Genomic DNA, 26,115 nt, shown 5'->3' with positions numbered 1-26,115 from the left:
CTAGTCGTTATAAGCGCTCAACTAGAGATCGAACTGAACTTCATCTAATAGTTTCACCGCCGCTTGGTGGTATTCCGCCAGCTTGAAAATCGGTAATTGGTCGGATTTAAACTCGCCCCAAGAGGCGACCAAGGTTGAAGGCGCGACATCGGCTTTGACCGGATACTCCATGTTCACTTCGGCATAGGCTTTTTGTGCCACATCCGCAGACAGGAACTCCATCAACTTGATAGCATTGTCTTTATTCGGAGCATGGCGAGTGAGCACCATACCAGAAACGTTCACATGGGCACCGCGATCGGCTTGGTTCGGGAAGTTAATCACCACTGCCTCTGCCCAGCTCTTTTGCTCTGGATCTTGCAGCATATTGCCGTAGTAGTAGCTGTTACCAATGGCGATATCACACAAGCCCTCTTTAACCGCCTTCACCTGCGCCCTATCGTTACCCTGAGGCTTGCGTGCTAAGTTGGTTTTCACGCCTTGCAACCAAGTTTTAGTGTCGGCCTCACCGTGGTGGGCTATCATAGACGCCACTAAGGCGATGTTATAAGGATGCTTGCCACTGCGCGTACAGATCTTGCCTTTGTACTTAGGATCGGCCAACTCTTCGTAGCTGATCGCTTGTGGGCCGAGACGATCTTTTGCCGTATAGAGATTACGTACACGCATCGTTAAGGCATACCATTGTCCATCGGGATCGCGGTATTGCGCGGGGATATTGCTATTGAGCTGTTCACTTTTCACGGAAGAAGTCAGGTCTTTGTCGACCAATTCAACCAAGCGAGAGAAATCTGAAGTTAACACTAAATCCGCAGGGGATAAACGGCCTTCACGGGCGATACGCTCGGCAATACCGTCTTTCGCAAAGACAAAATTTACCCCAATGCCCGTTTCCTCCGTAAAGCGCTTCAGAATAGGCTCAACCAGAAAGGGCTGACGGTAGGAGTAAACGGTTAATGTCTCATCAGCGCTAGCCGAATTCGCAACCGACATTAACCCAAGTAAAGCGGCACAAGTTACCCATTTCATTCGCGATTTCTCCCCAAAATGATGACAGCAAGCGTGAGTCAATTCTTAAGACTATTAATGATAATAGTTATCAGTTGCGCAAGAGTAATAGATCAAATGAACTAGGGCAATAGGTTGATTAACTTTTTGTTTTTAATGAAATAAAACTTAAAACTGGTGATTATCTCAAACCAAACTAAACTGAACCTTAATTTGCTTAAAATACATGAGGAGGCGGTATGTTGGGCGTTTTACTACTGCTGGTCATCGCGGTAGCGCTACTCGCATTGCTGACACTCAAGCGAGGCCCTAAAAAGCGCAAGCACTTTGTCAAACTCATGGAAACCGCAAAAAATAAAAATCAACGACTTGCAGGGCAAGATCGCCGCTTCCACTGTGTCAGTATCGAAAATGACGGTAGTTGTTGTGATCAGGTAGATGAGCTCAAAGGGAAACGTTTTCTATCAAAGGAAGCCCCTGAGCTTCCCATGGAAGAATGCACTATGGCCAATTGCCAATGCCGCTATCAACACTATGATGATAGACGCCAAACGGGTAATGACCGTAGGGTAGATTACGGCATAACGAAGGATCTCTACGGCGCGTTTGGTGAACATAATCGCCGTGAGACCCATAGAGGCCGCCGCTCGACAGACCATTAAACGCCTTTTACGCTGGGCGAGTTTCCACAAACGCTGGGAGATCGCGCATCTCACTAAACCAGAGCGAGGTCGCGGGAGCCACTTTACGCCAATCGAGTTCTGGATGTCTGAAATCCACATAATCTAATAAGCAAATTAAGGCTAATTGTGGCGCCTGAATCGTTGCCTGAGTGATCACGCTCTGATGTTCCATTTGCATCAAACCACGCAGCAGCGCTTGCTCAAAACGCGATGTCCAAAAGGCCGATCTCACCCCTTCCTCTTCACGCATTTGTTCTTGGCGCAATTTTACTGCGCTATCGATAAGACCTTTGATCATCGAATATTGGCACTGTAATACCCAATTATTCACTTGGCCACCGAACATCTGCTGTTCACCTAATTCGGCGTCTAAATAGCGCATAATCACTTCGCTATCGAAGATAGGTACACCATCGTTGGTGATGAGGCAAGGGATCTGCCCAAGCGGGTTAACATCGAGCAGCTCGGCGGTGTTTTCCATCGGATTGACTAAGACTTCTTCGATATCCTTAATCCCTAAATAACGGATTAATGTGCGAACACAGCGAGCATAGGGTGAAGCGAGGGAGCAGAGCAACTTCATCAAAAAATCCTTCTATATGACTGACATTAAAACGATTAAGACTAATTATTTGTCATTAACACTCAACCGATTACCAATACTTCTCGACGGTAATTTGTCCCGGAGCGCGGCGTAAATTCTTCGCGAGTCCCTTGTCGAGCAACGCGGCCTGCGCGCCACTGATCATCCCCGGATTACCACAAATCATCACCTGCGAATCCGCCGCGCTGAGCGCTAAACCGACTTTAGCCTCAATCTCCCCCGAGACTAAGCCATCGGGGATACGGCATTGCAGTGCATCGTCAAGCTTTTCACGGGTGACGGTTAAACACAGGATAAACTGATCAGGATATTGCACCGAATAAGCCTTTAATTTATCGAGGTAAGCTAAATCTTTAGCTTCGCGGACACCATAGACGAGTACGACTTTTTCGAAACGCTGCCAAGGCTCTGGCGTATCGAGCATAGATAAAAATGGCCCCACGGCCGTGCCCGTGGCTAACAACCATAAGTGACGGCCTTGCCCTGCACCCTTAGGGATCTCATCTAAAGTCATAAAGCCTGTGGCTGTGGGAGTGATCTCGATTTCATCCCCGATAGCAAGATTTTGTAATTGTGGGGATAACTGGCCATCTTCTACGGCGACAGCCAAGATTTCGGCATAGGGTTTATCGGGGGAATTAACCAGGGAATAGGCTCTAGCGACACGCTTATCATCTTGCAGCTGACTGAGTTTAATAAATTGACCCGGAATAAAGGGCGCCAGTTCGGCCGCTATCCGCAGCGAAAATAATTTATCACTCCAATCAATACGTTCAATAACACGTCCCCTAGTCCACATAACTCGCCCTCAAGCAAAACGTTAAATAGACCCCTAGCATAGACTGTTCTCTGCGCAACAAAAACCCCTTATTGCAAGGGGCTTAAGACAAGGGAAATGGCAACAACATTGAGTGCTAAGCGCGGGACATTATGCGCTAGCCGTTTGTGTCTCATCAGGTTTCTTATTGAAGCTATCTCGGAAGGCCTGCAATCCCTCTTGCACTAATCCATAGGTTTTATCGACGCCATCGGCGATATCCCCTTGCAGCACTTTAAGGCCGGACAAAATATCCCGCGCCTCCTTAAAGCCATTATCGATAGCGCCACCTATGATGCTCATAAAACTGTCAAGCTGATCATTTAGACTCATATTCGAATTTTGCTGTTGGTGAATGCTAAAAAATTGCGTCGCAAAACTCACAATCCTATCGGCCGTCGCCTCGGGGGAAGTATCGACATTATTATCGTAGGCGGTTTGAATCGCATTTTCGCCCATCGAAGGAGCTAACTCTTTGTTTATCGCTTCAATTGCCGCGCGATAAAGCAAAGTCATGGATTGATCACCGGATTTTAGACTCACATCTTCCTGCGCCGACAGAATCGCCTGATTCATTAACTGCTTACTCGTTTGCTGCGCAGTTTGTTTGCCGGGCGCTTCCACATTTTTCGCTTTATCACTATTAGCAGCGGCATTGTCAGCATACTTCTTATGGGGCGTTGAAGGCGTCTGTACCTGTGCAGGGTTGTTGATTTCCATGATGCTAATCCATTCAATTTGGGATGACTTTATTATCGACCAAAAATTGAGCAACTTTAGTAATTTTATAAATTGCAGTACCATCACAACCTAAGGCAATGATCCCCATGATGAATCTACTCGCCTCAGTGTCACACTTGCATACGCCCATTAGATAAGGATATACGGCATGGCAATTTTCCAATGGTTAACAGTGGTCAGCCACTCCTTGCGCATCACCAGCTTCAATGCCCTTCGGCTATTGCACACTCTGCTGTTAGGCCTGTTACTCTTTACCAGCATTGGACTCTGCCCTATCAATCAAGCTTTTGCCGATAATCGATTGATTATTTTGGTGAGACACGCCGAAAAAGCCGACGCTCCAGCAGGCGATCCTACACTTTCAGATGATGGCCATGCACGTGCCCTCGCGCTGGTTAGCGCCTTGCAAAGGACGCAGATCTCGCAACTGATCGCGACCCAATATCAAAGAACCCAGCAAACCTTATTGCCTATGTCTACGGAGCGACATTTACCCATTACCGTGGTTGCGGCAGAAAAACCACTCGAAGCCCATATCCAGCAAATTGTTGAACAAGTACATGCCGTTAAAGGTAACAGCTTAATCGCGGGGCATTCCAATACCGTCCCACTGATCATCAAGGCCCTTGGCGGCCCAGAAATCCCCACCATCGCAGAAGATGATTACAGTCAGCTGTTTTTACTCTCCATCCATGATGGACAGCCAGCGAGCCTTATCTCCACCCGTTATGGACACGAATAGAGGATAACAAGATGCAAGAACTCAATTGGTTTATGTGGGGACTGGATCTCTTCTCAGGACTCTTTTTAATTCTCATTGGCTTAGGCGCCCTCGCTGTCGTCTATATGTACATCGCCGACAAGCTACAAACCAAGCAGGCCGTGCGCCACAACTACCCTGTGATAGGTCGCTTTCGGTATTTATTTGAGAAACAAGGTGAGTTTTTTAGACAATACTTTTTCGCACAGGACAGGGAAGAATTACCCTTTAACCGCGCCGAGCGGAGCTGGGTATATCGCGCCGCGAAAAACGTCGACAGAACCATCGCCTTTGGGTCGACACGCCCGCTAGACAGCACGGGCGCCATCATGTTTATGAATACCGCCTTTCCTACTCAAGATGAAGATATCACTCCAATTCTGCCTCAAACCATTGGCCCCCATTGCCGTGAGCCCTACACCACTAAGGCTATTTGCCATATCTCCGCCATGAGCTTCGGCGCCCTATCACGCCCTGCCGTCACCGCCTTATCCCACGGCGCAGCGCAGGCGGGATGTTGGTTAAATACCGGTGAAGGTGGCTTAAGCCCTTACCATTTAAAAGGCGGCTGCGACTTAGTCTTTCAAATTGGTACCGCTAAATACGGTGTACGTAATGAGCATGGCCATTTAGACGATGACAAGCTCAAAGAGATCGCCGCACACCCTGAAGTTAAAATGTTTGAAATCAAAATGAGCCAAGGCGCCAAACCAGGCAAGGGCGGTATCTTGCCGGGAGTCAAAGTCACCGAGGAGATCGCCAAAATTCGCGGTATCCCGCAGGGCCATGATTCCATAAGCCCCAATGGTCATATCGAGTTTAAAAATGTGGCTGACATTCTGGATATGATTGCCAGAGTGCGTGAGGTCACTGGTAAACCCACAGGCATTAAGGCCGTACTTGGAGACGTGCAGTGGCTTGAAGATTTTTGCGATGAAATTGAGCGCCGTGGCGAAGCATCCGCCCCGGACTTTTTTACCTTAGACAGTGCCGATGGCGGCACGGGCGCCGCCCCTCAACCCTTAATGGATTATGTGGGACTGCCACTCAAGGAAAGCCTGCCCATACTGGTGAATATCTTAATTCAGCGTGGGCTACGTAAACGCATTAAAGTAATCGCCTCGGGCAAGCTCATAGTGCCATCGAGGGTGGCTTGGGCGCTCGCCTTAGGTGCAGACTTTATCGCCTCTGCCCGTGGCAATATGTTTGCCCTCGGATGTATTCAAGCGCTGCAATGCAACAAAGATACCTGTCCGACGGGTATCACGACTCACAACAAGAAACTCCAGCAAGGTCTTGATCCTAGAGATAAATCGACGCGTGTTGCCAACTATAACCATAACCTACACCACGATTTAGCCTTGATAGCCCACTCCTGCGGGGTGACAGAGCCAAGACAACTCAAGCCATCCCATGTGAGGATTGTGCTCGAGAGCGGTTTGTCGGTTTCATTGGATAAGTACTATTCCCATATCAATCAATAAGTAACCTAGCTCTGTATGCATTTTGTACGACTTTCGTCTAAAGTTAATTTAGCAAGAGGTAATTTGAATGCGTATCACAAAAGGGGTAAGATCCGTGATGCACGCATGAGATTAAACAACTGCATATTAAGTTAAGGAAACACTGTGAAAGCAAGCTTTGTAAGCCATATGCCAGACAGTAAGACTGCCAGCACAAGCTGTAAGAGCTGTAATCGCTTGACCGAGATCGAAGGCGAACTAGTGTGTTTTCGTGAAGGCCAAGTCATTCGGCTCACGCGAATCGACGAATCGACCACCAAATTCAATCTGTTGTGTGAAGGTTGGAAGGCAGAAAAACCAAAGGGAATATAATTTCTTATATTCCCTTGTTTTGTTTCAGCAGTGATACTCTCTAATACCCACCACGAATATCTGCATTATATTCATTGGTTTTACGGATAATCCCAGCTAATTCAAGTTCTTGATTCAATTTTGCCAGAGTTAAACGTCTTGTGGTCACTTTAAGGCCTGCATTTAACTCTGCGTGAATGCGTTGTAGCGAATCATAATCCACACCGCGTTTTTTAAGGGTTGCCATAATCGCAAACCAGTCTGTGCTTACTTTCTCTTCTCTGCCTTCAATATTGACTCTTAATGCCATATTTTCCATGCCAAGCACCTCTTATCATTATTTGCTTGGATTTGAGTATAGAGAGCCGAACCTGAATAAAAACTGAATTGTCCCAACGCTGTTACACTTCTACCGAAAGCTGCTGTTGCTCATTTTGTATGCGCCACAACTTAGCGTATAAACCATCCTGAGCCAGTAAAGACTGATGATTCCCCTGCTCGACAATTTCCCCTTGGCTTAAGACCACGATCTGATCGGCATCGACTATGGTCGATAACCTATGCGCCACGACTAAACTGGTATGCCCTTTGGCGACCTCGCGCAGTGCCGACAGAATAGCTTGTTCTGAACGGCTATCGAGGGAGGATGTGGCCTCATCAAACACTAACACAGGAGAGCCTTTTAAAATCGCCCGCGCAATGGCCACACGCTGTTTCTCCCCGCCCGAGAGCTTTAAGCCCCGCTCACCCACTTTGGTATCCCAACCTTGGGAGAGCGACGCGATAAAATGCTCTAAATGTGCGAGTTTGATGGCATTGCGCACTTCTTCATCCGTCGCATCGGGGCGGCCATAACGAATGTTCTCCACTAAGGAATCATTAAATAACACAGTATCCTGCGGCACTATGGCAATAGCACGGCGCAGTGCATCCTGGGTTAAGTGACGAATATCTTGCCCGTCAATCAAAATGCGCCCTTGCTCCACATCGTAAAAACGGAACAGTAACTTGATGAGTGTTGATTTTCCGGCGCCACTATCTCCAACGACGGCGACTTTTTTCCCCGCCGCCACCTTAAAGCTGACGTTGCGTAGTATGGGCCTGTCATCGTAGCTAAAACTCACATGTTCAAAACTAAGCTCACCGCGCTTAGGCTCAAAGTCTAAGGCATCGGGTTTGTCCACTATACGAGGGTGCTTATCGAGCAGACTGAACATCCGCTCGATATTGGCTAAGGCGCCGCGAATTTCACGGTAGACAAATCCCAAAAAGTTGAGCGGCATAAAGAGCTGCATCATAAAGGCATTGATCAGTACAAAGTCACCTAAGGTCATCTCATTATTGGTCACTTTATAGGCGGCTAACGCCATCATCGCCGTCATCGCCAACGCAATAATCAGCGCCTGCCCACCGTTGAGGGCAAATAGCGATAAACGATTCTTACGTTTAGCCACTTCCCATTGGTCTAAGGCTTGGTCATATCGATCCGATTCATACTTTTCATTATTAAAATACTTCACGGTTTCATAATTGAGCAGACTGTCGATGGCGCGGGTGTTGGAGAGTGAGTCGGCCTTGGCCGCATCGCGGACGTATTCGGTGCGCCACTCAGTCGCCACCACCGAAAACCAGATGTAGGCCATCACAGAGGTAAAAGTGATCGCGGCGAAGGCAATGCCATAATTAAAAAAGAAAATACCAATAACCATGGCGATTTCTAGCAGGGTCGGCACTATGTTAAACACCATAAAGCGCATCAAGAAGCTCACGCCACTGGTGCCGCGCTCAATATCCCTCGACAAGCCGCCCGTGCGCCGCTCTAAGTGAAAATCCAAATCGAGTCGATGCAGGTGATCGAACACCGCCAAACCTAAACGGCGAATGGCCCGCTCAGTGACACGGCCAAAGAGTGTGTCGCGGATTTCACCCGTGATCACAGTTAATAGTCGCACCGCGCCATAGGCTAATACCAACCCGATGGGCACACTCAAGGCCTGCGCGGTCTTATTGGCATCCAAAGTATCGACTAAATCTTTAAGAATAAAGGGCAAGCCCACGCTGGCAAGCTTAGCGACGATAAGACAAGACATGGCCAATGCCACTCGGCCCTTGTACTCGAGCAAATAAGGCCAGAGCAACTTAACTACGTGCCAATTGAGCTTATCGATGGGACCTTCAAAATACAGTGTTGGGCGCATATGTCTAAACCTTTGCCAAAGTCGCTCAATTGTAGCAGCATGGCGCACGTTAAGGCGAAAGCAAACAGGGAAAGTTTGAATAAAATCAATCAGATTTTTCTGACAGACAAAAAGCGGCCATCTTGGCAAAATCTCTCTGGCTTATCGAAATAAAAATGTCATGCTAACGACTTACGCTCAGAGAGTTCGCAACGCGAATATTAAGGTGAAAAAATTCTGAAACAAGCTTGGCTTTATCAGAACAGTAACCGTTAAAATAGGCCTAACATCAAGGGTTCTACTGTTGATTATTTTGTCGGTTTTACCCAAAATGCCCTATGGACTTAAGATCGCTAGCAGCAGGATTTGCAAATCTCTGGCCGTAGATCCGTGTGTAAATGCCGTGCTGCACTCGTTCTGCGATAACACTAACGATAACTCTAATAAATTAAGATCGAAGGAAGCTTTATGTTGGATTCCGCTAAAGTTCAATACCCGCCATTACCACTGATCCAAACTTGGGTGTGGATGATGATCGAATCAGGCAATCCAGAAATTCAGGACAAAGGCAGAAATAACCTCATTGCAGCTTTTGGTAGCTTGGCCAAAGCTAACGAATACTTAGCCGAAATGAGCAAAAAATAATAAAAATAAAGGCGCCAGGATAGCGCCTTTATTTTTGAGCTTTTCAGGACTTAGACCCGCTGGCGGCGTGCAATAACGCTCTGATTTAACACCGCTAACAGACGTTCGGTATCATCCCAGCCAATACAGGCATCCGTAATACTCTGGCCATAACATAGCTCTTGGCCTTCAATCAAATCTTGGCGACCTTCCACTAAGTAGCTTTCAACCATCACACCAAAAATCGCCTTATTACCCGCGGCCACTTGCTCGGCCACATCATTCGCAACGTCCATCTGGCGTTGATATTGTTTGCTGCTATTGGCATGGCTAAAGTCGATCATAATGTTATCGACAAGCTTGGCCTTTTTCAGTTGTTCGCTGATCTGCGCAACATGGCTGGCACTGTAATTAGGCTCACGGCCGCCACGCAAAATGATATGGCAATCAGGATTACCCTTGGTCGACACAATCGCCGAATGGCCAAATTTGGTCACCGATAAGAAGTGGTGCGGCGCATTCGCGGCGCCGATGGCATCAATCGCCACCTTGATCGTGCCGTCAGTGCCATTTTTAAAGCCTACAGGGCAAGATAACCCAGAAGCTAATTCACGATGCACCTGCGATTCTGTGGTGCGCGCACCAATCGCGCCCCAGCACATCATATCCGCCACATATTGCGGAGTGATCATATCGAGAAACTCACCTGCGGTCGGCATGCCAGAGTCATTCAAATCGACTAAAAGTTTACGCGCGGTACGTAAACCATCGTTCAGTTTGAAGCTGTTATCCATATAAGGATCGTTAATGAGTCCCTTCCAACCCACTGTAGTACGCGGCTTTTCAAAATAAACACGCATCACCACTTCAAGCTGATCTTGATAACGTTCTCTGAGCGCAACCAGTCGCTGGCCATATTCCAATGCGGCCTTAGGATCGTGAATTGAGCAAGGACCAATGACCACTAACAAACGATCATCTTGGCGGGCAAGAATGTTATGAATGCTTTGACGGGCGTTAAACACAGTTGCAGCAGCGTTTTCGGAGGCAGGAAATCGTTCTAGAATCGCAATCGGTGGAAGTAACTCTTTGACTTCATTAATGCGAACGTCATCATTTTGGTAATACATAATTTACTGCTCCAACTCTCGTGTTTAGGCTATTTTTATCGCTGCAATAGGGGATCTCAACTGCAATACTGAGTTCAATTTATCCAGTCTGCGCCGCTAATGCAACCAAGTTGTCTCCATTTCAAGAAATCAAATATAACGTATTGTTTTAACATATTTTTAAAAAATGCAAATTCAAATATTTCAATGTGATATGCAAACTAAAGCCAAACGAGTGTTGGGGTTGGAAGCAAACGGTGGTGAAAGCGGAAATAAAAAACCTCCTTTGCCAGTAGTTAATCGCAAACAAAGGAGGTTGAGTAAAGGATTAATGTTGTTGCATGGCCTGCAGTTTTGCCTGATAGCGATGTTTATCTGTGGCTTCGCGGCTTAGAGCCATGGCTTTTTCCATATTGAGTTTGGCGCGCTTTTCATCCCCCAGCGCCCAATAGGTGCGTGACAGGCCAAAGAAAAACTCATGGCGATAATCGGCTTTATCCACGGCCCTTTGATACCAAGCGAGCGCCTCGCTGTATTGATGCTCATCATAGGCCTGCTCACCCATATCGTAGTAGTAATAAGGATTGCGAATACGCGCTAACTCCAGCACTTTATTGACCTGCGCCCACTCTTCCAAACGGCCCTGCTCACCTAAAATCACCGCCAAGTTATAAAGCGTCGTCATATCATCGGCATCATATTTGAGTGCATAGCGATAGACTTGCTCGGCCCGCTTTTCATCGCCCTTGTGGCGATAAATCACGGCTAAGGTGTTGAGCGCAGGAATAAAGTGTCCTGATTTTAAGCCCGCTTTAATCAACGCATAGGCGCGATCTAAATCCCCGTCGACCAAGGATTCGGCGGCCATATTGTTATAGAACATACTGGTTAAGGTCTGGCGATTGATTTGCACTTTGTTGTAGCCTCGCAGGGCGCGCTCGGGCATAAAGTCGACCAGAATTGCATGGGCCGACACATACACAGTGTGCACGCTCTCAGCGGGTAGCAAGCGTAAATTGACATGGCCGTTGATCAGATAAAACTCGCCCTGTTTGTCCCATACGGGTTCAATCGCAATATCCTGAAACTCAGTGCCAATTTTAAACACATCCGCGAGTGCCGATGTCATCACCACCAGCGACATACAATTCCCCGCGCGCTGGGCGTAGGTTTCGCTGGCGGTTTGAGTCAAATTATCTTGATAGTGAAAATCGCTGTGGCCGCCGAGCTGATTGGCATTGATATAACTGGCTAACCATTCATGCACCGCGACGGGGTTTTTAGTCGATAAGCTGTAGCGGTCGTAGGCGCGCCGGACATCAGCTGCGACCGAGGACGGAAGGCTGAAAATATCCTCGACGCTAGGAATATTGCTGACAGATTTAAATAACGAATCTGCAAATAGGGCATCTATCTCATCATCACTTGGTTTGGGGACTGTCGAGCTGCAACCCCATAATAGTAAAAGTAATAATGAGCAGAATATACCGCTAGAGATGGTGCGCAGTTGTATCATAATACGTCCCCCAGACCATAAGGCTCCTATTTGAGCTTATTACACTTGGCCAAAAAGACGTCATAAAATGGTTACAAAAAATAATGGCCTGCCACAAAGGATTGCGGCAGCTTAAAGGTTAACGCTGCGCCGGAGGGTCAACCTTGATATACACATCCTGCTGCTGATAACGATAGGGGCGATAGTTATCCTGACCACAAGTGAAGTAAGGGTAAGGCTTTACCTGCGCGATACAACCGAGTGGCAAGGCCTGCAGAATTTGAATTTGCTCCTGTCTTCGCAAAGATTCCTGCCATTCATAATCTTTCAACACTTGATCGCGCACGGCAAAAGCATCGAAAGGCTCATCCGAGCGAGTCACTACGACTTGCCCCGCCAAAGCGGGCAAGGCTATGAGCGCACTCAGAATGCCCCCAAGCAAACAGGTGCGTCTGAGTCGTCCAGTGGAATCAAAGATTAAGCGCATTGTTCACTCCTTGTGGTATCAGCATGGCAGTCGAAGACCCATAAAAAAAGCAGAGCACTAGGCTCTGCTTTACTATCCTCTTATCCCTTAGAGGCATCAAGTGATATCAATACCTGTTAGCCTGCACTTTTGACAGTCACAAACTCTGGGTAAGCGTCGATACCACAATCAGATGCATCCATACCGTTATATTCTTCTTCCTCTGAAACACGGATGCCCATGGTCATCTTCAGTACAAACCACACCGCAAACGACGCGCTAAATACCCATGCGAAGATAATCGCTGCGCCAGTTAATTGCGCTGTGATAGTGGCGTCGGCATTCGATAAGGGGACACACATCAAACCGAGGAAACCCGCAACACCGTGCACAGAAATCGCGCCCACTGGGTCGTCGATCTTGATTCTGTCCAGACCCACGATAGAGAACACCACTAAACCACCAGCAACTACACCAATTACCCCAGCCATTAGCAGCGAAGGCGACAGCGGATCGGCAGTAATCGCCACTAAGCCTGCCAGAATGCCGTTTAAGATCATGGTTAAGTCCGCTTTACCCCAAATCATTTTGCACACAACTAGGGCAGAGATAGCACCAAAAGCGGCCGCGGTGTTGGTGTTCACGAAGACTTTAGCGACAGAGCTAGCGTTGGCTGCATCTGAAACCATTAATTGTGAGCCACCGTTGAAACCAAACCAGCCCATCCACAGGATAAACATCCCTAAGGTTGCCATTGGCAGGTTAGAGCCTGGGATCGGATTCACTTGGCCGTTAGGGCCGTATTTCCCCTTACGAGCACCGAGCAGTAACACCCCAGCGATAGCCGCCGCAGCACCTGTCATATGCACAATACCGCTACCCGCAAAGTCCACAAAACCTAAGCTAGAGATAAAGCCTTTACCCCAAGTCCAGTAGCCTTCAACAGGATAGATAATGCCTGTCATCACCACGGAGAAGAACAGGAAAGCCCATAACTTCATCCGCTCCGCCACGGCGCCAGAGACAATCGACATCGCCGTTGCCACAAACACCACTTGGAAGAAGAAGTCAGATTCTAAGGCATGGTTTGCATCTTCGGCTTGTGAGCCAATCAGCGTACCGAGTGAAGGCAACCAACCGCCTTCGGCATTGTCGACGTACATAATGTTGTAGCCAACCAATAGGTACATCACACAGGCAATCGCGTATAACACCACGTTTTTAGTTAAAATTTCGGTGGTGTTTTTAGAGCGCACTAGGCCGGCTTCGAGCATGGCAAAACCCGCCGCCATCCACATAACCAAAGCGCCTGAAATCAAAAAATAAAAGGTGTCGAGTGCAAAGCGCAGTTCAGAGACTGTCACGCCTAATTTTGTTAGTTCTTCCATCTTCCGCCCCCTATAGCGCTTCAGTGTCGAGTTCACCCGTACGAATACGGATGGCATGTTCTAAGTCGATAACGAAAATCTTTCCGTCACCAATTTTTCCCGTATGAGCCGCACTGGTAATCGCCTCAATTAGCATGTCGAGATTTTCTGCTTTAGTGGCAATTTCTAGTTTTACTTTTGGCAAAAAATCCACCTGATACTCGGCGCCACGGTACAACTCCGTGTGCCCCTTTTGACGGCCAAAACCTTTAACCTCGGTCACCGTCATCCCCTCAATACCAATACCGGCGATAGCTTCACGGACATCATCCAATTTAAATGGCTTGATGATAGCGCTGACTAGTTTCATCCTGACCTCCAAAAAACGCGATTGTTATTAACTTGTAGCCAAGATAATTCAATCATCAGGCCATAATTTTAATTCATTGATTTAAAAGAAATAATAAAGATTAGCCAGGAATAGTTCGATTAAAAATGCACCAGACTTGTGCAAGCGTGGGGGCGACGCACTCTTTTAGTGAGCAATTTAAGTGCACGCCATATTCGACCTTTGCCCTATTGGTGAGGCTGCCCAATTAGGGTTTACTAACAGTGCAAAAAACACACAATTCACAAAATAAGCAGAGCAATCGCTAAACGATGCCTTTATCCACCCGCGCAGAAGGAACGCCCGATGTTAAAACCCGAAGAATGTGTACTCGTAATCGTCGATGTGCAGGGAAAGCTCGCTCAGATCATGGATAACTCAGCCAAGCTTCATCAGCAGTTGAGTACACTTATCCAAGGCGCACAGCTGTTTGAAATCCCCATCCTCTGGCTCGAGCAATTGCCCGCCAAACTTGGCTCGACCACCGAAGAGTTAAAAACCTTGCTCGAAAGAACTGGCTCGCCCATTGCCAAGCAACATTTTAGCGGTTGGTATTGTGATGAATTTGCCAATGCACTCACGAAATCTCGACGCAAACAAGTGTTGCTTGCGGGGATAGAAACCCACGTCTGCGTGTACCAAACTTGCCGCGATCTGCTCGACCAACACTACTCTGTGCATCTTGTCGCCGATGCGGTGTCTTCCCGCAGCGTTGACAATAAACAGCTGGGCATTCAAATGATGACCGCCAAGGGAGCCACTCTCACCAATGTGGAGTCACTGTTATTTGAACTGCAACACGAAGCCCAAGGCGACCGATTTAAGGCGCTGATTAAGTTGATTAAATAAGGCTGATTAAATGAGACGAGAAGAGAGCTTATTCAAGCTCTCTTTAGTATTCAAAACGCGGCGACACAAACAGCAAATTTGGCACTATTGGCATAACTGCGAAAACTATAGCCGCTGGGGGCGACCGAGATAATGCCGACCTCGAATTCGGTCTCATACACTGTGCGAGACCAAGAAGGGATTGTCGAACTCCACTGCGCACGTTGATAGGCTGCACGACTCTCGCCGTACCCATAGAGAGTGTTTAACTCCTGCTCTGTTGGCCTGCGCCAATTGTCTTTACCTGCAAACTCGAGTGAAGCCAATTTTTGGCACCAGCGGTCAAACTGACCGTTAACACCAACCTTGGCCTCATTGCCCTTGGCTGCTTCGCTGCCGGGTAAGATGACCCCTTTACCGTCCTGACGAAACAGGGCGTATTCGCCTCGGCTCGGGCCAAATACAAACTCGTCTTGCACGTTAAACGTCATCGCATAGCTATCGCCACGGTTGTTGGCATCATCTTGTTCAAGATAACCCAAGGCATTCATCACGGCGATGGAGGGCGAACTGCTAAACCATTTCGTCTGGCGATCGCTTTTATCGTAAAGCGCTTTGATTTTTAGGCAGTTGGTTGATGCTAGAGTGCGGTCGTTATTATCGAGGCCGCCATCAAAGCTGGTATCGATTGGCGTCCCTTCGACGTGGCCACACAGGGGAATTTGCTCTTTTTGGCGACATTCTGTCAGTAAAAACAACAGCACTATGGCACTGCTGAATATGGCGATTTTAGTGGGATTAATCATGACAACAAACCTTAATCCAGTGGTGGTAAAAAGACAGTTACAGACAAGCTTGATGGCATTCGCTTCAGGGAATTAGCCTTAAGCGAATGGCCAATTAAGCTATAACGCCTTAATCACAGGCTCCTGCACCAACAATTGATCGTTTTTGTAAACATAAAGTCTACCCACTGGACTCTCTTCGGCGCTAAGCACAATCACATCGCAAACATAGAGATAGGGACCACTTTTAAACTGGAAGGAATGATTACCGCCGTTACCATCGAGGACTAACTTACCCTTTTTGAGGACTAAATCAGGTTTCTCGCTCAGGGATTTACCCTTTGACCAAGCGGCATAACGGTATTGCTGACGATCGAGGGCATCGACACGTATGATGAATCGCTCGGTTTCCCACGCCAGCTCAGGGCTAGCAAACTCGCGCACACTCTCGTGTAGCATCGCTTTTTGCTGGGCGATCAGTTCATCCCTTAACTTAGCTTCCTCTGGGCTTTGATAATTAATGCCCGAGATTTTGCCATCGAAATCCAACCAGACACTGCCGTGGTCGAGCATAATGCCGCGCCAGCCCATAGTCTCCCAGTTGTTCTCTGTGGTCGAATTGGCGATTTGACTCAGCAACTTGCTATCAAAGACTTGCTGAAATCTCGTCAGCAATTGTTGTGGATTTTGCACATCGGGGAGCGGATATTCCCGCTGGAGGGGATAAGAAATTTGCTCGGCAATCGCCTGACGATCACTCGCCTTGGCCGCATCAATCAAGGCTTGCACCTGCGGCACGTACTCCGCCTCTAGGGCAGCCAGAGCCTGTGGCGTTGCGCTAAGGCTCCCCAGCAACAAACCCGAATAAAGCCCTAAACGCGAGAGTCGATTAATCGCTGAAAAACCTTGAAAAAATGGGCGACTAGACATGATTTATTCCTTTAAAGTCAAAAACATCCAAATTAAGACTTCGCAAGGATAGCATAGCTAAGGAGGGATAAACACACACAATCCCCCCAAACTTATGTACTGTAAGCCGCATCACAGCCCCACTGTCACCCCGTTAGGCCAGCAGCAAATTAGACACTATCGCTACCGCCACCGACATAAAGATCAACCCAATCACCCCATCGATAATAGGTGTGAGTCGTTGCAGCTTTTGCTGCACCTTGGCTTTAGAGAGCATCAGTGCCAGAAAGCCAAACCAGAGCAATGACAACACAAATAACATCAGCGCAGCGGCGAATTTAGTCACCGGAGTCACGCTCGGGGTGATCAGAGCAGAGAATAAGGTTAAGAAAAACACTAAGGCTTTAGGATTCAATAAATTGGTATAAAGCCCCCGCATAAACCCCTGTTTAGGTGATAAGGCGTTTACCGCGCCCGCCGTAGGCATATCAAGGCTGTTTTCCGAGGTTGTTGTAAATCCAGTGGGCTCTACGCCCTCGCCGTTCAATACGGTTTTGGGTTTACTGAAAAAGGCGACCGCAGCCTTAAGCGCGCCAAATCCCGTCCACGCCAAATACGAAGCGCCCAGCAATTGCACTAACAGATACAAGCTATGGGAGCTTTTAATCACTAAGCTAACGCCAGTTAAACTCAAAATGGTATGGGCTAAAATCGCTACCGATATCCCAGCCGCCGTGGCGATTGCGGTGTTTCGCGGCTGCGACGTAGCAATCTTCACCATAATGGCAAAATCCGGCCCGGGGCTGACTAAGGCTACGCAGTGAATTACGGCTAAGGTGACTAACAGGGATACATCCATCAATAGGGCTCCGCAAATACATGTAAGAACGCCAGTATGCCCAAGCCTTCAGCATCTGCATTGTAAGAAATTGCACGCGGCTAAATTTACCTTAAAGCATGCGCCGCTGAAATTGGACGGGTGAGAGTAAAAAGGCCTGCTTAAACGCCTTATTTAGATGACTCTGGTCGAAAAAGCCTAACTGCTGTGCGACATCCGCCACTAAGGCGCCATGGGTTAAGGACTTTTTCGCTAACTCTAATCGCACTCGCTTCAGGTAGGCATGGGGTGTCATCCCAGTCGCTAGTTTAAATTGGCGTAAAAACTGAAACTTACTCAGATTGACCTCATCGGCGAGCGCCTCAAGCTGAGTGTTTTGCCACGGCTCATCGTGAATTTTCTGTTTGATGCGATTTAACTGCTGCCATGATAACCCCCTATCCTGCCGTAAATTCAGCATTCCCGTGGGGTGGCGCGTCAATAACAGCTCCATAAAGTTCAGCAGATGGGACTCGGCCGCAAGCTCAGAGCATTGACCTTGAATGAGTACATCATGCAACTGGATAAAGTATTGATATAACGCAGGGTCATCCACCATGGGCGCATTAAAGAAATGGGCCTTGAGCCCCATTTCTTGGCTAATGCTGTTCATATACTCCACGGGGATCGACATCACCTTAACCCGATACCCTTCGGCGTCGCAGCTTTGTCCATCGTGGGTTTCATCGGGATTGAGGGTCGACAGCCCATGTTGCCCGAGCTGATAACGACTGCCCTTATTGATAAATTGCTGCGCCCCTTGAGTCACAACCCCTAAGTGGTAATCCAGATGCACGTGTTTATCAAAACTGAAATAGGTAAATTCGGCCTGACTCAGTTCAATGCCCGAGAGGCTGGGATGGCGCCAGTAATTGATATTTTCAACGGGAGTCACACGGCTCATAGGGCAAGCTTAATCTCACAGGCAAAGACAACTTTAGATACTACTCATTCTAGCCGCCGAGAACTTGGCTCGAATAGTAAAATATTGCGGCGTCCTCTCCAAAAAGCAAAACGCCCAAATGCGGGCGTTTTGTGGTAACTCAAAAAGTCGCTTAGTGCGAATGACTGCCATGGCCGCCTTGTGCCTCAATGGCATGGCCTTCGCTGTTATAAAAACCACTGCTACCGTGCTCGATAAAGCCTTGGTTAATCATCTTGGCGATAAAGGGGTCAGACTCACTGTCGCCCACATCGGCAAAATCAATGTCTTGATAATTCTGGGTTAAAGCGGCAAATGCCTCGTGGCTGTAGGGCTCAACCTTGAGCAATTGGTAACTCAATACATCGCCTAAGTTAAATTGCTGCGGCAGTTCAATGCTGGCAATCCAGTCGAGCTGGCTGTCCATACCATTGACCTTACCCGCAAAGCCTTGGGTCGCAAAACAAGGCAGTTGTTTTTGCTCGGTTTTCGCCAAGTTAGCTGACAATGCAGGAGACACTACATGGTACAACTGATTGCGGTCGTGCTGAATGTTTAGCGCCCTTAAGTCGCCCTTGCGATAGGTGACTGAGCGTTTTTCAACGGGGAAATAACGCACATATTCGCCATTGGGTGCCCATTGTTCGAAGGTGGTGTTATCCCGTTGAATAATAAAATCTTGTCCATCTCTTAGCAGGGTCATCTGCCAGCTTTGCCCCTTAGCATTGGTGACTTGGTACTGGGCTTTTAAATGGCTGGCCTCGAGTGTTGCGCATTGTGTATTGGCCTGATTGGCAGAAGCAGCGCTAACGGGAGTGGCTAAGGCCATCACTGGGGAGGCTAACGTCGATACCAGAGTGACTAAGAGGAGTTTGTTCATGTTATATCTCACTTACACGCTAATTTTATGACTCGCATTACTGACTAACATCTTTACAGACAGTTAGATAAAAGCCGATGGCAGGACAACCCACCATCGGCATTTGGCTTACTTCGCCGCCATTGCAGCTTCCGCTTTCGCGACTAAGTTCGCCGCACGGTTCATCACGTGGAAGATATGGTTTTGTTCAACCGTACCTTGAACCAGATCCGAGCTTGGGCCACGGGCAAAAATCGCCACGTCTTCACCCGCATGGGTTTCATCGCTTAATGGCACTAGGGCTTCTTGATGGAATCCAACATCTTGGGTATCCACAAAGTTCAAGTCCTTACGGCCAGCATCAACTGGGAAGTTATAACGCTCATCGCCACCGGTTGCTAATGACGCATAACCCATACCGTTGGCATAACCTACTGTTGTGTAAGGTAAACCGTTAGCGTCGGTTGAGTTAGTCACTTCGGCGATACCGTTCGCATCGTTACTCTTCACCAGACCTAGGATCGGGTTACCACGGGTTGGATAACCTGCAATGGTGAACACATGGCTGTGGTCAGCCGTCACCATTAACAGAGTGTCGTTGGCCGAGGTTTTTTCCATCGCAACACGTACCGCTTCTGAAAGCGCAACTGTGTCGTACAGGGCACGAGCGGCGTTACCCGCATGGTGCGCATGGTCGATACGACCCGCTTCGACAATCAGCACATAGCCTTTGGTGTTTTTCTTCAGAATATCAATCGACTTGGCTGTCATCTCAGCAAGTGATGGCTCGCCCTTCACGCCCGCTTCGGTGCGGTCGTAGTCGTATTCCATATGGGATGAGTTGAACAGGCCCAATAAATGATCAGTGCTGGCAACATCCACATTGAGGAAACCATCTCTGTCCTGAACGTAGGCCGCATTAGTGTACTTAGCTAACCATTCGGCAGTCAGATCGCGACCATCGTTACGCTTGCCCGCTTTACCTTCTGGATCAATTAAGGTTTTTGGAATAAAGCTGCGACGACCACCGCCCATCATCACGTTTAAGCCATTGCCATAGTTAAAGTCGAGCATTTGCGCGGCGATATCTTTACAGCCATTGGTCACGGCTTCGGCTGGCAGGTTTGAGTCGGCTTCCCAGTCACGCTCAGGTACGTGGGCATAGGTTGCTGCAGGTGTTGCGTGGGTTAAACGCGCTGTGGTGACCACACCAGTAGACATACCCGCCATGGCGGCCAGTTCCAGTGATGTCACTAAGTTTTGATCTTTAGTCGATGCGCAGTTAGCACGCACTACGCCTTCGGCCTGTGAAATCACGCCCACATCGGTTTTCACCCCAGTCATCATCGCCGACATAGTGCCCGCAGAATCTGGTGTTTGACCATCGACGTTATAGGTCTTAGATAAACCGACGTAAGGCAGCGTTTCGAAAGATAAAGAGTTTTCTTCACCCGTCTTGCCCTTTAATTGGCCTTCTAAAATACGCGCCGCAGTGATAGTCGAGACGCCCATGCCATCGCCAACAAACAGGATCACGTTTTTCGCCGCACCCACATCGTTGTTAACGCTCAGGCCATCGGCCTTAGTCACACGCGCTTGAGCATCGACATACCATTGGTTGACTGCGGTCCAGTCTTTACCGTCGCTGCCATTGGAACCGTTAGAACCATTCGAACCCGGCGTACCTGCCGCGCCGTTGTCACCATCGCTACCGCATGCGGCTAAACCCAGCATGGCAGAGATTGCGAGTACCAGTAATTTCTTATTCATTTTTAACTCCAAAAGTGAGAACTGTAGGTCGCAGACGACCTATTAGTACTTAGTGCCGCCAAGCTGCTGGGCTTGGTTGATAATGTGGAAGATCACGTTCTGCTCAATCACGCCCTGTACCAGATTCGAACCTGGGCCCATTGCGTGTAAGCTGATGTCTTCACCGGCGTGAGTCTCACTTTCCATTGGGATAAGTGCTTGTTGCATGAAGTCTTTGTCTTGAGTATCGACTGAGGTTAAGTCGTCACGCACGCCAACCACAGCGCCTGGGCCGTTAGTGTAGGCCAGCGTGGTGTAAGGCTTGCCGTCGTTAGCGAGGGCTAACGAACCATCCACATCGTGGACTAAACCTAAAATCGGGTTACCGCGTTTTGGGTAGCCTGCAATGGTAAATACATGGCTGTGGTCAGCTGTTACCATGATCAGGGTGTCATCGCTGCTGGTTGCATCTACCGCGGCTTTCACTGCGTTAGATAATTCAACTGCGTCGGTCAAGGCGCGGTTAGCGTTGCCCGCATGGTGGCCATGGTCGATACGACCCGATTCCACGATCAGCAGGAAGCCTTTATCGTTTTTCTTTAAAATCTCGAGGGATTTCGCGGTCATTTCTGAAAGTGATGGCTCACCACCAACGTCATCGGCACGGTCCGCTTCGTATTCCATATGGGATGGGTTAAAGAGGCCGAGTAAGTGATCGGTATTGGCGACATCGATGGCATCGAAACCTTTTTTGTCCCACACGTAAGCCGCTTTGCTAAAGTTTTCGACCCACGCTTTAGTCAGGTCTTTGCCGTCTTTACGTTTACCGGCTTTGTTCTCACCGTCAGTGACTTCTTTTGGTAAGAAATAGCTGCGACCGCCACCCAGTGCAACGCTAAGTGAGTTTGCCTCATCGCGCATCACCAGTTGGCTGGCTATATCGGTACAGCCGTTCGCAACGGCTTCGGCAGGCAGGTTAAAGTCGCCTTCCCAATCACGCTCTGGTGATTTAGCGTAAGTCGCGGCAGGCGTCGCATGAGTTAAACGGGCGGTCGTGACAATCCCGGTCGATAAGCCTTTTGCATTGGCTAAATCAACCAGAGAAACTAGTTCATTGCCTTTAGAAGACAAACAGTTACCACGTAAACTGGTGTCAGAAATCGAGATGATACCGGCTTTGGTTTTTACCCCGGTCGCCATGGCGGTCATGGTACCTGCGGAGTCAGGAGTTTGCTGGTTAGTGTTGTAGGTTTTCACTAACGCAGTGTGGGGAAACTGCTCGAAACTTAAGAAGTTTTCTTCACCGCCTTGGTTACCCGTTTGCTGCTGTCCTTGCAGAATACGGGCGGCAGTTAAGGTTGAAATACTCATGCCGTCGCCGACAAAAAGAATCACGTTTTTAGCTGTTTTCTTGGTTTCAAGCTGCGCTTTAGTCGCGACATTGGCTGCACTGTCTTTAAACCACTGACTGTCAGTTTGGGTTGCGGGTAAGACTGCAGCGTGGGCTACAACCGTCATTAAGCTGCAGGAGATAGCTGCAGCGATCCGTTTAATATTCATCACGTTCATCACCGATTTTATTATTGAGTGTATGAGGGTATTCCCTTAAGAGGCGCCCACATTTTCAATGCTATATATGACGAACTGGCGTGATTTTAATGGCGTTTTTATTGCAGCTAGATGTCGGAATGATTGCAGTAAACAGAATAGAAAATGCTAAGTTTAATCTCGTTGCGGAATAAACTTAGCGTATCGATTGGCGCTAGCAATGGTCACTCAAGAATGGTCACTCCAGTTAGAAACGATAACTGACACTCACCCGCACCATGCGCGGCTCAACAGGATGATAATGCAAGTCTTCCACGCCTTCAGCTGGCTCACCCGCTAGACGAGACTCGTAGAAATAATCGATATCGTGGTCTTTGCTATCAAATATATTCAATAGCTCGAGCTTAGTATCGAAGCCCGATATCTGATAACCCAAGGCAAGGTTCACTAAAGTCGTGTCATCGGCTTTATGCTCATCAAAACTATCGAGAATTCGCTCGCCTAAATATCTCAGCCTGACACTGGTATACCAACCATCGCCATCGGGACGGTAGGTTATGCCCGCACTGCCAACAAAGGGCACTGCACCATCGACATATTTGCCTTCATCGAGCTCATTCTCAGTAAAACGGGCACGGGTCCAGGCCAGTTCCATATCTAAACTCAAATCATCGTTAAGCCAATAATAGGCCGTGACTTCAACACCGTAACGCTCAGAGGCGCGGCTTGGTTCGGTATTGCCCGCATCGCCGACGAAGAGTAGTTCAGAGTCGAGTTCCAAATACCAAAGAGCCGCCGAAAAGTTAATAAAGTCGCGATCATAGTATTTGACGCCAAACTCGCCGCCATTGGAGCGGACTAACAAATCGACCTTTTCAACCTGATCGCCCGTGACTGGGTCGACCTTAATGGTTGCACCACGGGCATCGTTAGAATGCAATCCCTGCCCCGCATTCATATAGAGTTCCAGATTATCGTTCACTAGGTAGGAAGCGTCCGCCTTTAAGCTCAACATGCCATCGGAAGCATCGCCGCTATTGAGGGGATTATCACTATCGACCTGCACATCGAAATAGTCGTATCTCAAGCCTATATTCAAACGCCATTGATCAGCTGGTAACCATTCCAGCTTGCCAAATAATCCCGTGGAGAGTTCCTGCACTTCATCGAGCCTCACAGTGCTGAGGCGTTCCCGTGCTTTGGTGTTATATAAACCCACGGCACCGATATCGTCGTAGCGCACATCGGCACCTAGACTGTAATTGATTTGTGTCCCCGCCAGACTCATTTGCCAGTCGCGTTTAATATCGCCGCCCCAAATGGTGCGCTCATCGACCTGTTCAAATTCATCGCCATTGATGGGATCGTTTAAGAAGTAAGTAAAGTTTGAAAACAGATCCATGGTCGAGCGAATGGCATAGGCATTGGCCTGCCAGTTGCCAGCGTCATAATTCGCCGAAATGCTGTAACGACTGGCCTCTCCGCCCACATCGGTGTCGAGTGAACCGTAAAAATCAATCACCCCAGACTCCACCGCCCGCGCCGGAATTTGATCCGCCGAATTCCAGCTATTGTCGTAGGCCATCATAGTGAGGCTAAAGTCCCCGCCATTAAGCTTAGTAAGATAGCGGCCTACCACATTGATTTTGCTGACATCTTCCTTAATATCACTCCAAGGACCATCGTAAGCCTGTAATTCTGTTCCTAAAATAAATCGGCCGGCCTCGGTCTTCATATCCTGAGTGGCCACCAGCCGTTGATAACCGTATTCCCCTAAGGTCACCCCAACTTGGCGATAAGCGAGTTCATCGGCGAGCTGAATTTGCGCCGCACCCGCGCCGGAAAAGTCCGCCACTTCAGGATAATAAGCTCCTTTGGCATAACGGATTTCCCCTAACAGCTCGGGGATCAAAAAATTAAGATCCGTATAACCTTGACCGTGGCCGTGGGTCCGCATATTGACTGGCATACCTTCGACACGGGTATTAAAATCTGTGCCATGGTCTAAGTTAAAGCCACGCAGAAAATACTGATTCGCCTTACCCGAACCACTGTGCTGAGTGACTATCATCCCAGGGACAAACTCGAGGATCTCCCCCGTGCGCAGTAGCGGACGACTTTCGATTTCCGCCGCACCCACTATCCCTTCCGACGCCGAAGTACTATGGCCTAAGGTATTGATTTGTCTGCCACGCACTTCTAAGCGTTCAATATTATCTGCGCTGTCGGCCAAGCTTACACCCGATAAACCATAGAGCGGCAATAACCAAACTCCAGATAAATAAGCCTTGGTTCGCCATCCTGCAACCGTATGGAATAACTTCATTTTTCCTTCCCGCATCAACGAATGAGTGACACGGATTTAACGCTGTCTTCACGGTTAAAAAGCGGATCAAGCTCAAACTCTGCTGAGGAAAAAATCACCAATGACAGTTATCTTTCTATTTTACGTGCTGTATCGCACGTTTTTATCCGCAAAAGGACAAATTGTCCTCCTCAAGATCACATTTTATTCCGCGATGAACAAACTAAGGCAGCTCACATTACCAACCTCAAAATCCCCGCCCCCACTTTTGCGAGAGTGTCTATACTTTAAGCACTTAAAAAGGTTAAGGATACCCTATGCAAGCCCCCTGTCGTCCCAACGGAATAAAGGCTTTTCTCTTGAGCATCTGCTTAGGCTTACTATTTAATTCACTGTTATGCCAGACACTCAGCGCCAATCCCTCCCCCATATCCCCAACGCCCACCACAGCCGATATGCCCGTTATTTCTATGGCGTTTTATGAGGATCCTAAGGACAACCTGTATTTTCGATTGGGTGAACTGATTTACACCGAGGCATTTGCTCGCCTTGGTTATCGATTTAGTTATCAAGTGGTTCCGCCGATGCGCGCCAGCCTAATGGCCGATTCGGGCAAAATCGATGGTGAACCGGCGCGGGTATTTTCCTATGGACTGAAATTTAAGAACTTAATCCGAATCGAAGAACCCGTGATCGAGACTAAACTCATCGCCTATGGTATCCATCCCGATATGCAAATTCAGAACTGGGCTTCACTGCTGAATCATCCATATCGTATTGAATATTATCGAGGGATTTTTTATATCGAACAGAAACTTGAAGGGCTAGTGCCCCAGGACCGTATCACCACCTCTTCTTCCCCCGTAAATTCCTTTCGCCGTATGCTGCGCGATAGGATTGATATCTACATAGATACCGAAGCGATTGGGGAACAAGTCCTTAAATACACTGAATTTCAACACAGTAAAATCCATCCCGTGGGCGAATTGGACGACCTCATTAGCTTCGGCTACCTGCATAAACGCCATAAAGCACTGGCGGCCAAACTCAGCACCACCCTTAAGCAAATGAAACAGGAAGGCTTATTCGAACAATACCGGCAGCAAGCCCATAGTGAACTCGACCCAAGTCTTTCCCCAAACGAACGGTCAGAGTCTAAGGACTGAAATCCGCTCTAATTGACGGTATTTCATTCGGTTAACTTGAAAGCACTTTAGCCTTTGCTACAGTCATACATACTTCCTAACCAACTTGGAGGCCGAGCACGCTCATTACAGAGG

The 26,115-nt window shown here is 48.2% G+C and carries 26 protein-coding genes; 7 read left to right on the top strand and 19 right to left on the bottom strand.

Annotation, left to right across the window (positions count from 1 at the left end; translation table 11 throughout):
* Positions 1-21 precede the first annotated feature (21 nt).
* Positions 22-1,029, bottom strand: coding sequence for a Fe(3+) ABC transporter substrate-binding protein (locus tag CF168_RS03205; RefSeq protein WP_089066952.1), 1,008 nt, complete (start codon positions 1,027-1,029; stop codon positions 22-24).
* Positions 1,030-1,247: 218 nt separating this feature from the next.
* Here CF168_RS03205 and CF168_RS03200 point away from each other — a divergent pair, with 218 nt between their 5' ends.
* Complete coding sequence (locus CF168_RS03200) at positions 1,248-1,670, top strand: hypothetical protein (RefSeq protein WP_011625110.1); 423 nt, start codon at positions 1,248-1,250, stop codon at positions 1,668-1,670.
* A gap of 7 nt (positions 1,671-1,677) precedes the next feature.
* Here the strand turns inward: CF168_RS03200 and CF168_RS03195 are convergent, their stop codons facing one another.
* The 3 genes from CF168_RS03195 to CF168_RS03185 form a co-directional block, all read right to left on the bottom strand.
* Positions 1,678-2,274 (bottom strand): glutathione S-transferase, encoded by a 597-nt coding sequence (locus tag CF168_RS03195; RefSeq protein WP_011718305.1) that lies wholly within the window; start codon positions 2,272-2,274, stop codon positions 1,678-1,680.
* Positions 2,275-2,344: 70 nt separating this feature from the next.
* On the bottom strand, positions 2,345-3,094 hold the full coding sequence (locus tag CF168_RS03190) for a ferredoxin--NADP reductase (RefSeq protein WP_089066951.1): 750 nt from the start codon (positions 3,092-3,094) through the stop codon (positions 2,345-2,347).
* A gap of 129 nt (positions 3,095-3,223) precedes the next feature.
* On the bottom strand, positions 3,224-3,832 hold the full coding sequence (locus CF168_RS03185) for a DUF5610 domain-containing protein (RefSeq protein WP_089066950.1): 609 nt from the start codon (positions 3,830-3,832) through the stop codon (positions 3,224-3,226).
* Positions 3,833-4,001: 169 nt separating this feature from the next.
* Between CF168_RS03185 and CF168_RS03180 the strand changes: the two genes are divergently transcribed.
* The 3 genes from CF168_RS03180 (at position 4,002) to CF168_RS03170 (ending at position 6,448) form a co-directional block, all read left to right on the top strand.
* Positions 4,002-4,595, top strand: coding sequence for a histidine phosphatase family protein (locus tag CF168_RS03180; RefSeq protein ID WP_089066949.1), 594 nt, complete (start codon positions 4,002-4,004; stop codon positions 4,593-4,595).
* 11 nt (positions 4,596-4,606) lie between these two features.
* Positions 4,607-6,097 carry an FMN-binding glutamate synthase family protein gene (locus CF168_RS03175; RefSeq protein ID WP_089066948.1) on the top strand — a complete coding sequence of 497 codons (1,491 nt, stop codon included), beginning with the start codon at positions 4,607-4,609 and terminating at the stop codon, positions 6,095-6,097.
* 144 nt (positions 6,098-6,241) lie between these two features.
* Complete coding sequence (locus tag CF168_RS03170) at positions 6,242-6,448, top strand: hypothetical protein (protein WP_086902751.1); 207 nt, start codon at positions 6,242-6,244, stop codon at positions 6,446-6,448.
* A gap of 40 nt (positions 6,449-6,488) precedes the next feature.
* Here CF168_RS03170 and CF168_RS03165 read toward each other — a convergent pair whose 3' ends face one another.
* Both CF168_RS03165 and CF168_RS03160 read right to left on the bottom strand, forming a co-directional pair.
* The gene (locus CF168_RS03165) at positions 6,489-6,746 is read right to left on the bottom strand and encodes a hypothetical protein (protein WP_086902750.1); all 258 of its coding nucleotides are present in this window, start codon (positions 6,744-6,746) and stop codon (positions 6,489-6,491) included.
* 82 nt (positions 6,747-6,828) lie between these two features.
* Positions 6,829-8,625 carry an ABCB family ABC transporter ATP-binding protein/permease gene (locus CF168_RS03160; protein WP_089066947.1) on the bottom strand — a complete coding sequence of 599 codons (1,797 nt, stop codon included), beginning with the start codon at positions 8,623-8,625 and terminating at the stop codon, positions 6,829-6,831.
* Between the two features lie 447 nt (positions 8,626-9,072).
* Between CF168_RS03160 and CF168_RS03155 the strand changes: the two genes are divergently transcribed.
* Positions 9,073-9,249: a hypothetical protein gene (locus CF168_RS03155; RefSeq protein ID WP_011624090.1), complete on the top strand. Its 177-nt coding sequence runs from the start codon at positions 9,073-9,075 to the stop codon at positions 9,247-9,249.
* A gap of 50 nt (positions 9,250-9,299) precedes the next feature.
* Here CF168_RS03155 and aroG read toward each other — a convergent pair whose 3' ends face one another.
* The 5 genes from aroG to CF168_RS03130 all read right to left on the bottom strand — a co-directional run bounded on the left by aroG (position 9,300) and on the right by CF168_RS03130 (position 14,035).
* Complete coding sequence (aroG, locus tag CF168_RS03150) at positions 9,300-10,358, bottom strand: 3-deoxy-7-phosphoheptulonate synthase AroG (protein ID WP_089066946.1); 1,059 nt, start codon at positions 10,356-10,358, stop codon at positions 9,300-9,302.
* 307 nt (positions 10,359-10,665) lie between these two features.
* A complete protein-coding gene (locus tag CF168_RS03145; protein WP_089066945.1) occupies positions 10,666-11,853 on the bottom strand; it encodes a tetratricopeptide repeat protein in 1,188 nt (395 codons plus the stop codon).
* Between the two features lie 118 nt (positions 11,854-11,971).
* On the bottom strand, positions 11,972-12,319 hold the full coding sequence (locus CF168_RS03140; protein WP_089066944.1) for a hypothetical protein: 348 nt from the start codon (positions 12,317-12,319) through the stop codon (positions 11,972-11,974).
* A 116-nt stretch (positions 12,320-12,435) separates the two neighbouring features.
* On the bottom strand, positions 12,436-13,686 hold the full coding sequence (locus tag CF168_RS03135) for an ammonium transporter (protein WP_011624094.1): 1,251 nt from the start codon (positions 13,684-13,686) through the stop codon (positions 12,436-12,438).
* Between the two features lie 10 nt (positions 13,687-13,696).
* Complete coding sequence (locus CF168_RS03130; protein ID WP_011624095.1) at positions 13,697-14,035, bottom strand: P-II family nitrogen regulator; 339 nt, start codon at positions 14,033-14,035, stop codon at positions 13,697-13,699.
* A gap of 324 nt (positions 14,036-14,359) precedes the next feature.
* On the opposite strand from CF168_RS03130, the gene CF168_RS03125 reads away from it, so the two are divergent.
* A complete protein-coding gene (locus tag CF168_RS03125; protein ID WP_011624096.1) occupies positions 14,360-14,902 on the top strand; it encodes a hydrolase in 543 nt (180 codons plus the stop codon).
* Between the two features lie 50 nt (positions 14,903-14,952).
* Here CF168_RS03125 and CF168_RS03120 read toward each other — a convergent pair whose 3' ends face one another.
* From CF168_RS03120 to CF168_RS03085, 8 genes are all read right to left on the bottom strand, one after another.
* On the bottom strand, positions 14,953-15,687 hold the full coding sequence (locus CF168_RS03120) for a DUF1566 domain-containing protein (protein ID WP_089066943.1): 735 nt from the start codon (positions 15,685-15,687) through the stop codon (positions 14,953-14,955).
* Between the two features lie 99 nt (positions 15,688-15,786).
* A complete protein-coding gene (locus CF168_RS03115) occupies positions 15,787-16,596 on the bottom strand; it encodes a hypothetical protein (RefSeq protein ID WP_089066942.1) in 810 nt (269 codons plus the stop codon).
* A gap of 133 nt (positions 16,597-16,729) precedes the next feature.
* The gene (locus CF168_RS03110; RefSeq protein WP_089066941.1) at positions 16,730-17,434 is read right to left on the bottom strand and encodes a LysE family translocator; all 705 of its coding nucleotides are present in this window, start codon (positions 17,432-17,434) and stop codon (positions 16,730-16,732) included.
* A 91-nt stretch (positions 17,435-17,525) separates the two neighbouring features.
* Entirely contained in the window at positions 17,526-18,356 is an 831-nt protein-coding gene (locus tag CF168_RS03105; RefSeq protein ID WP_089066940.1) for an AraC family transcriptional regulator, read from the bottom strand.
* 151 nt (positions 18,357-18,507) lie between these two features.
* Positions 18,508-19,254 carry a hypothetical protein gene (locus CF168_RS03100; protein WP_089066939.1) on the bottom strand — a complete coding sequence of 249 codons (747 nt, stop codon included), beginning with the start codon at positions 19,252-19,254 and terminating at the stop codon, positions 18,508-18,510.
* Positions 19,255-19,362: 108 nt separating this feature from the next.
* Positions 19,363-21,003: an alkaline phosphatase gene (locus CF168_RS03095; protein WP_011624102.1), complete on the bottom strand. Its 1,641-nt coding sequence runs from the start codon at positions 21,001-21,003 to the stop codon at positions 19,363-19,365.
* A gap of 42 nt (positions 21,004-21,045) precedes the next feature.
* Positions 21,046-22,542 carry an alkaline phosphatase gene (locus tag CF168_RS03090; RefSeq protein WP_089068885.1) on the bottom strand — a complete coding sequence of 499 codons (1,497 nt, stop codon included), beginning with the start codon at positions 22,540-22,542 and terminating at the stop codon, positions 21,046-21,048.
* Positions 22,543-22,777: 235 nt separating this feature from the next.
* Positions 22,778-24,856, bottom strand: coding sequence for a TonB-dependent receptor (locus CF168_RS03085; RefSeq protein ID WP_089066938.1), 2,079 nt, complete (start codon positions 24,854-24,856; stop codon positions 22,778-22,780).
* Between the two features lie 296 nt (positions 24,857-25,152).
* Here CF168_RS03085 and CF168_RS03080 point away from each other — a divergent pair, with 296 nt between their 5' ends.
* Positions 25,153-26,001, top strand: coding sequence for a hypothetical protein (locus tag CF168_RS03080; RefSeq protein ID WP_089066937.1), 849 nt, complete (start codon positions 25,153-25,155; stop codon positions 25,999-26,001).
* Positions 26,002-26,115: the final 114 nt, after the last annotated feature.

Origin of the sequence: Shewanella bicestrii (assembly GCF_002216875.1) — a bacterium.
In the GTDB taxonomy this organism is placed as follows: domain Bacteria; phylum Pseudomonadota; class Gammaproteobacteria; order Enterobacterales; family Shewanellaceae; genus Shewanella; species Shewanella seohaensis.
The sequence above is the reverse complement of the archived record's forward strand: the minus strand, read 5'-3'. Positions and strand labels throughout refer to the sequence as shown.

Bases quoted from the DNA above. Each gene is read 5' to 3' on its own strand.
- CF168_RS03120 (WP_089066943.1), bottom strand. From the start codon at position 15,687: ATGATTAATCCCACTAAAATCGCCATATTCAGCAGTGCCATAGTGCTG.
- CF168_RS03175 (WP_089066948.1), top strand. From the start codon at position 4,607: ATGCAAGAACTCAATTGGTTTATGTGGGGACTGGATCTCTTCTCAGGA.
- CF168_RS03200 (WP_011625110.1), top strand. From the start codon at position 1,248: ATGTTGGGCGTTTTACTACTGCTGGTCATCGCGGTAGCGCTACTCGCA.
- CF168_RS03105 (WP_089066940.1), bottom strand. From the start codon at position 18,356: ATGAGCCGTGTGACTCCCGTTGAAAATATCAATTACTGGCGCCATCCC.
- CF168_RS03100 (WP_089066939.1), bottom strand. From the start codon at position 19,254: ATGAACAAACTCCTCTTAGTCACTCTGGTATCGACGTTAGCCTCCCCA.
- CF168_RS03135 (WP_011624094.1), bottom strand. From the start codon at position 13,686: ATGGAAGAACTAACAAAATTAGGCGTGACAGTCTCTGAACTGCGCTTT.
- CF168_RS03205 (WP_089066952.1), bottom strand. From the start codon at position 1,029: ATGAAATGGGTAACTTGTGCCGCTTTACTTGGGTTAATGTCGGTTGCG.
- CF168_RS03080 (WP_089066937.1), top strand. From the start codon at position 25,153: ATGCAAGCCCCCTGTCGTCCCAACGGAATAAAGGCTTTTCTCTTGAGC.
- CF168_RS03190 (WP_089066951.1), bottom strand. From the start codon at position 3,094: ATGTGGACTAGGGGACGTGTTATTGAACGTATTGATTGGAGTGATAAA.
- CF168_RS03090 (WP_089068885.1), bottom strand. From the start codon at position 22,542: ATGAATATTAAACGGATCGCTGCAGCTATCTCCTGCAGCTTAATGACG.
- CF168_RS03125 (WP_011624096.1), top strand. From the start codon at position 14,360: ATGTTAAAACCCGAAGAATGTGTACTCGTAATCGTCGATGTGCAGGGA.
- CF168_RS03185 (WP_089066950.1), bottom strand. From the start codon at position 3,832: ATGGAAATCAACAACCCTGCACAGGTACAGACGCCTTCAACGCCCCAT.
- CF168_RS03085 (WP_089066938.1), bottom strand. From the start codon at position 24,856: ATGAAGTTATTCCATACGGTTGCAGGATGGCGAACCAAGGCTTATTTA.
- CF168_RS03155 (WP_011624090.1), top strand. From the start codon at position 9,073: ATGTTGGATTCCGCTAAAGTTCAATACCCGCCATTACCACTGATCCAA.
- CF168_RS03110 (WP_089066941.1), bottom strand. From the start codon at position 17,434: ATGGATGTATCCCTGTTAGTCACCTTAGCCGTAATTCACTGCGTAGCC.
- CF168_RS03140 (WP_089066944.1), bottom strand. From the start codon at position 12,319: ATGCGCTTAATCTTTGATTCCACTGGACGACTCAGACGCACCTGTTTG.
- CF168_RS03180 (WP_089066949.1), top strand. From the start codon at position 4,002: ATGGCAATTTTCCAATGGTTAACAGTGGTCAGCCACTCCTTGCGCATC.
- CF168_RS03130 (WP_011624095.1), bottom strand. From the start codon at position 14,035: ATGAAACTAGTCAGCGCTATCATCAAGCCATTTAAATTGGATGATGTC.
- CF168_RS03195 (WP_011718305.1), bottom strand. From the start codon at position 2,274: ATGAAGTTGCTCTGCTCCCTCGCTTCACCCTATGCTCGCTGTGTTCGC.
- CF168_RS03160 (WP_089066947.1), bottom strand. From the start codon at position 8,625: ATGCGCCCAACACTGTATTTTGAAGGTCCCATCGATAAGCTCAATTGG.
- CF168_RS03165 (WP_086902750.1), bottom strand. From the start codon at position 6,746: ATGGAAAATATGGCATTAAGAGTCAATATTGAAGGCAGAGAAGAGAAA.
- CF168_RS03115 (WP_089066942.1), bottom strand. From the start codon at position 16,596: ATGTCTAGTCGCCCATTTTTTCAAGGTTTTTCAGCGATTAATCGACTC.
- CF168_RS03145 (WP_089066945.1), bottom strand. From the start codon at position 11,853: ATGATACAACTGCGCACCATCTCTAGCGGTATATTCTGCTCATTATTA.
- aroG (WP_089066946.1), bottom strand. From the start codon at position 10,358: ATGTATTACCAAAATGATGACGTTCGCATTAATGAAGTCAAAGAGTTA.
- CF168_RS03095 (WP_011624102.1), bottom strand. From the start codon at position 21,003: ATGAATAAGAAATTACTGGTACTCGCAATCTCTGCCATGCTGGGTTTA.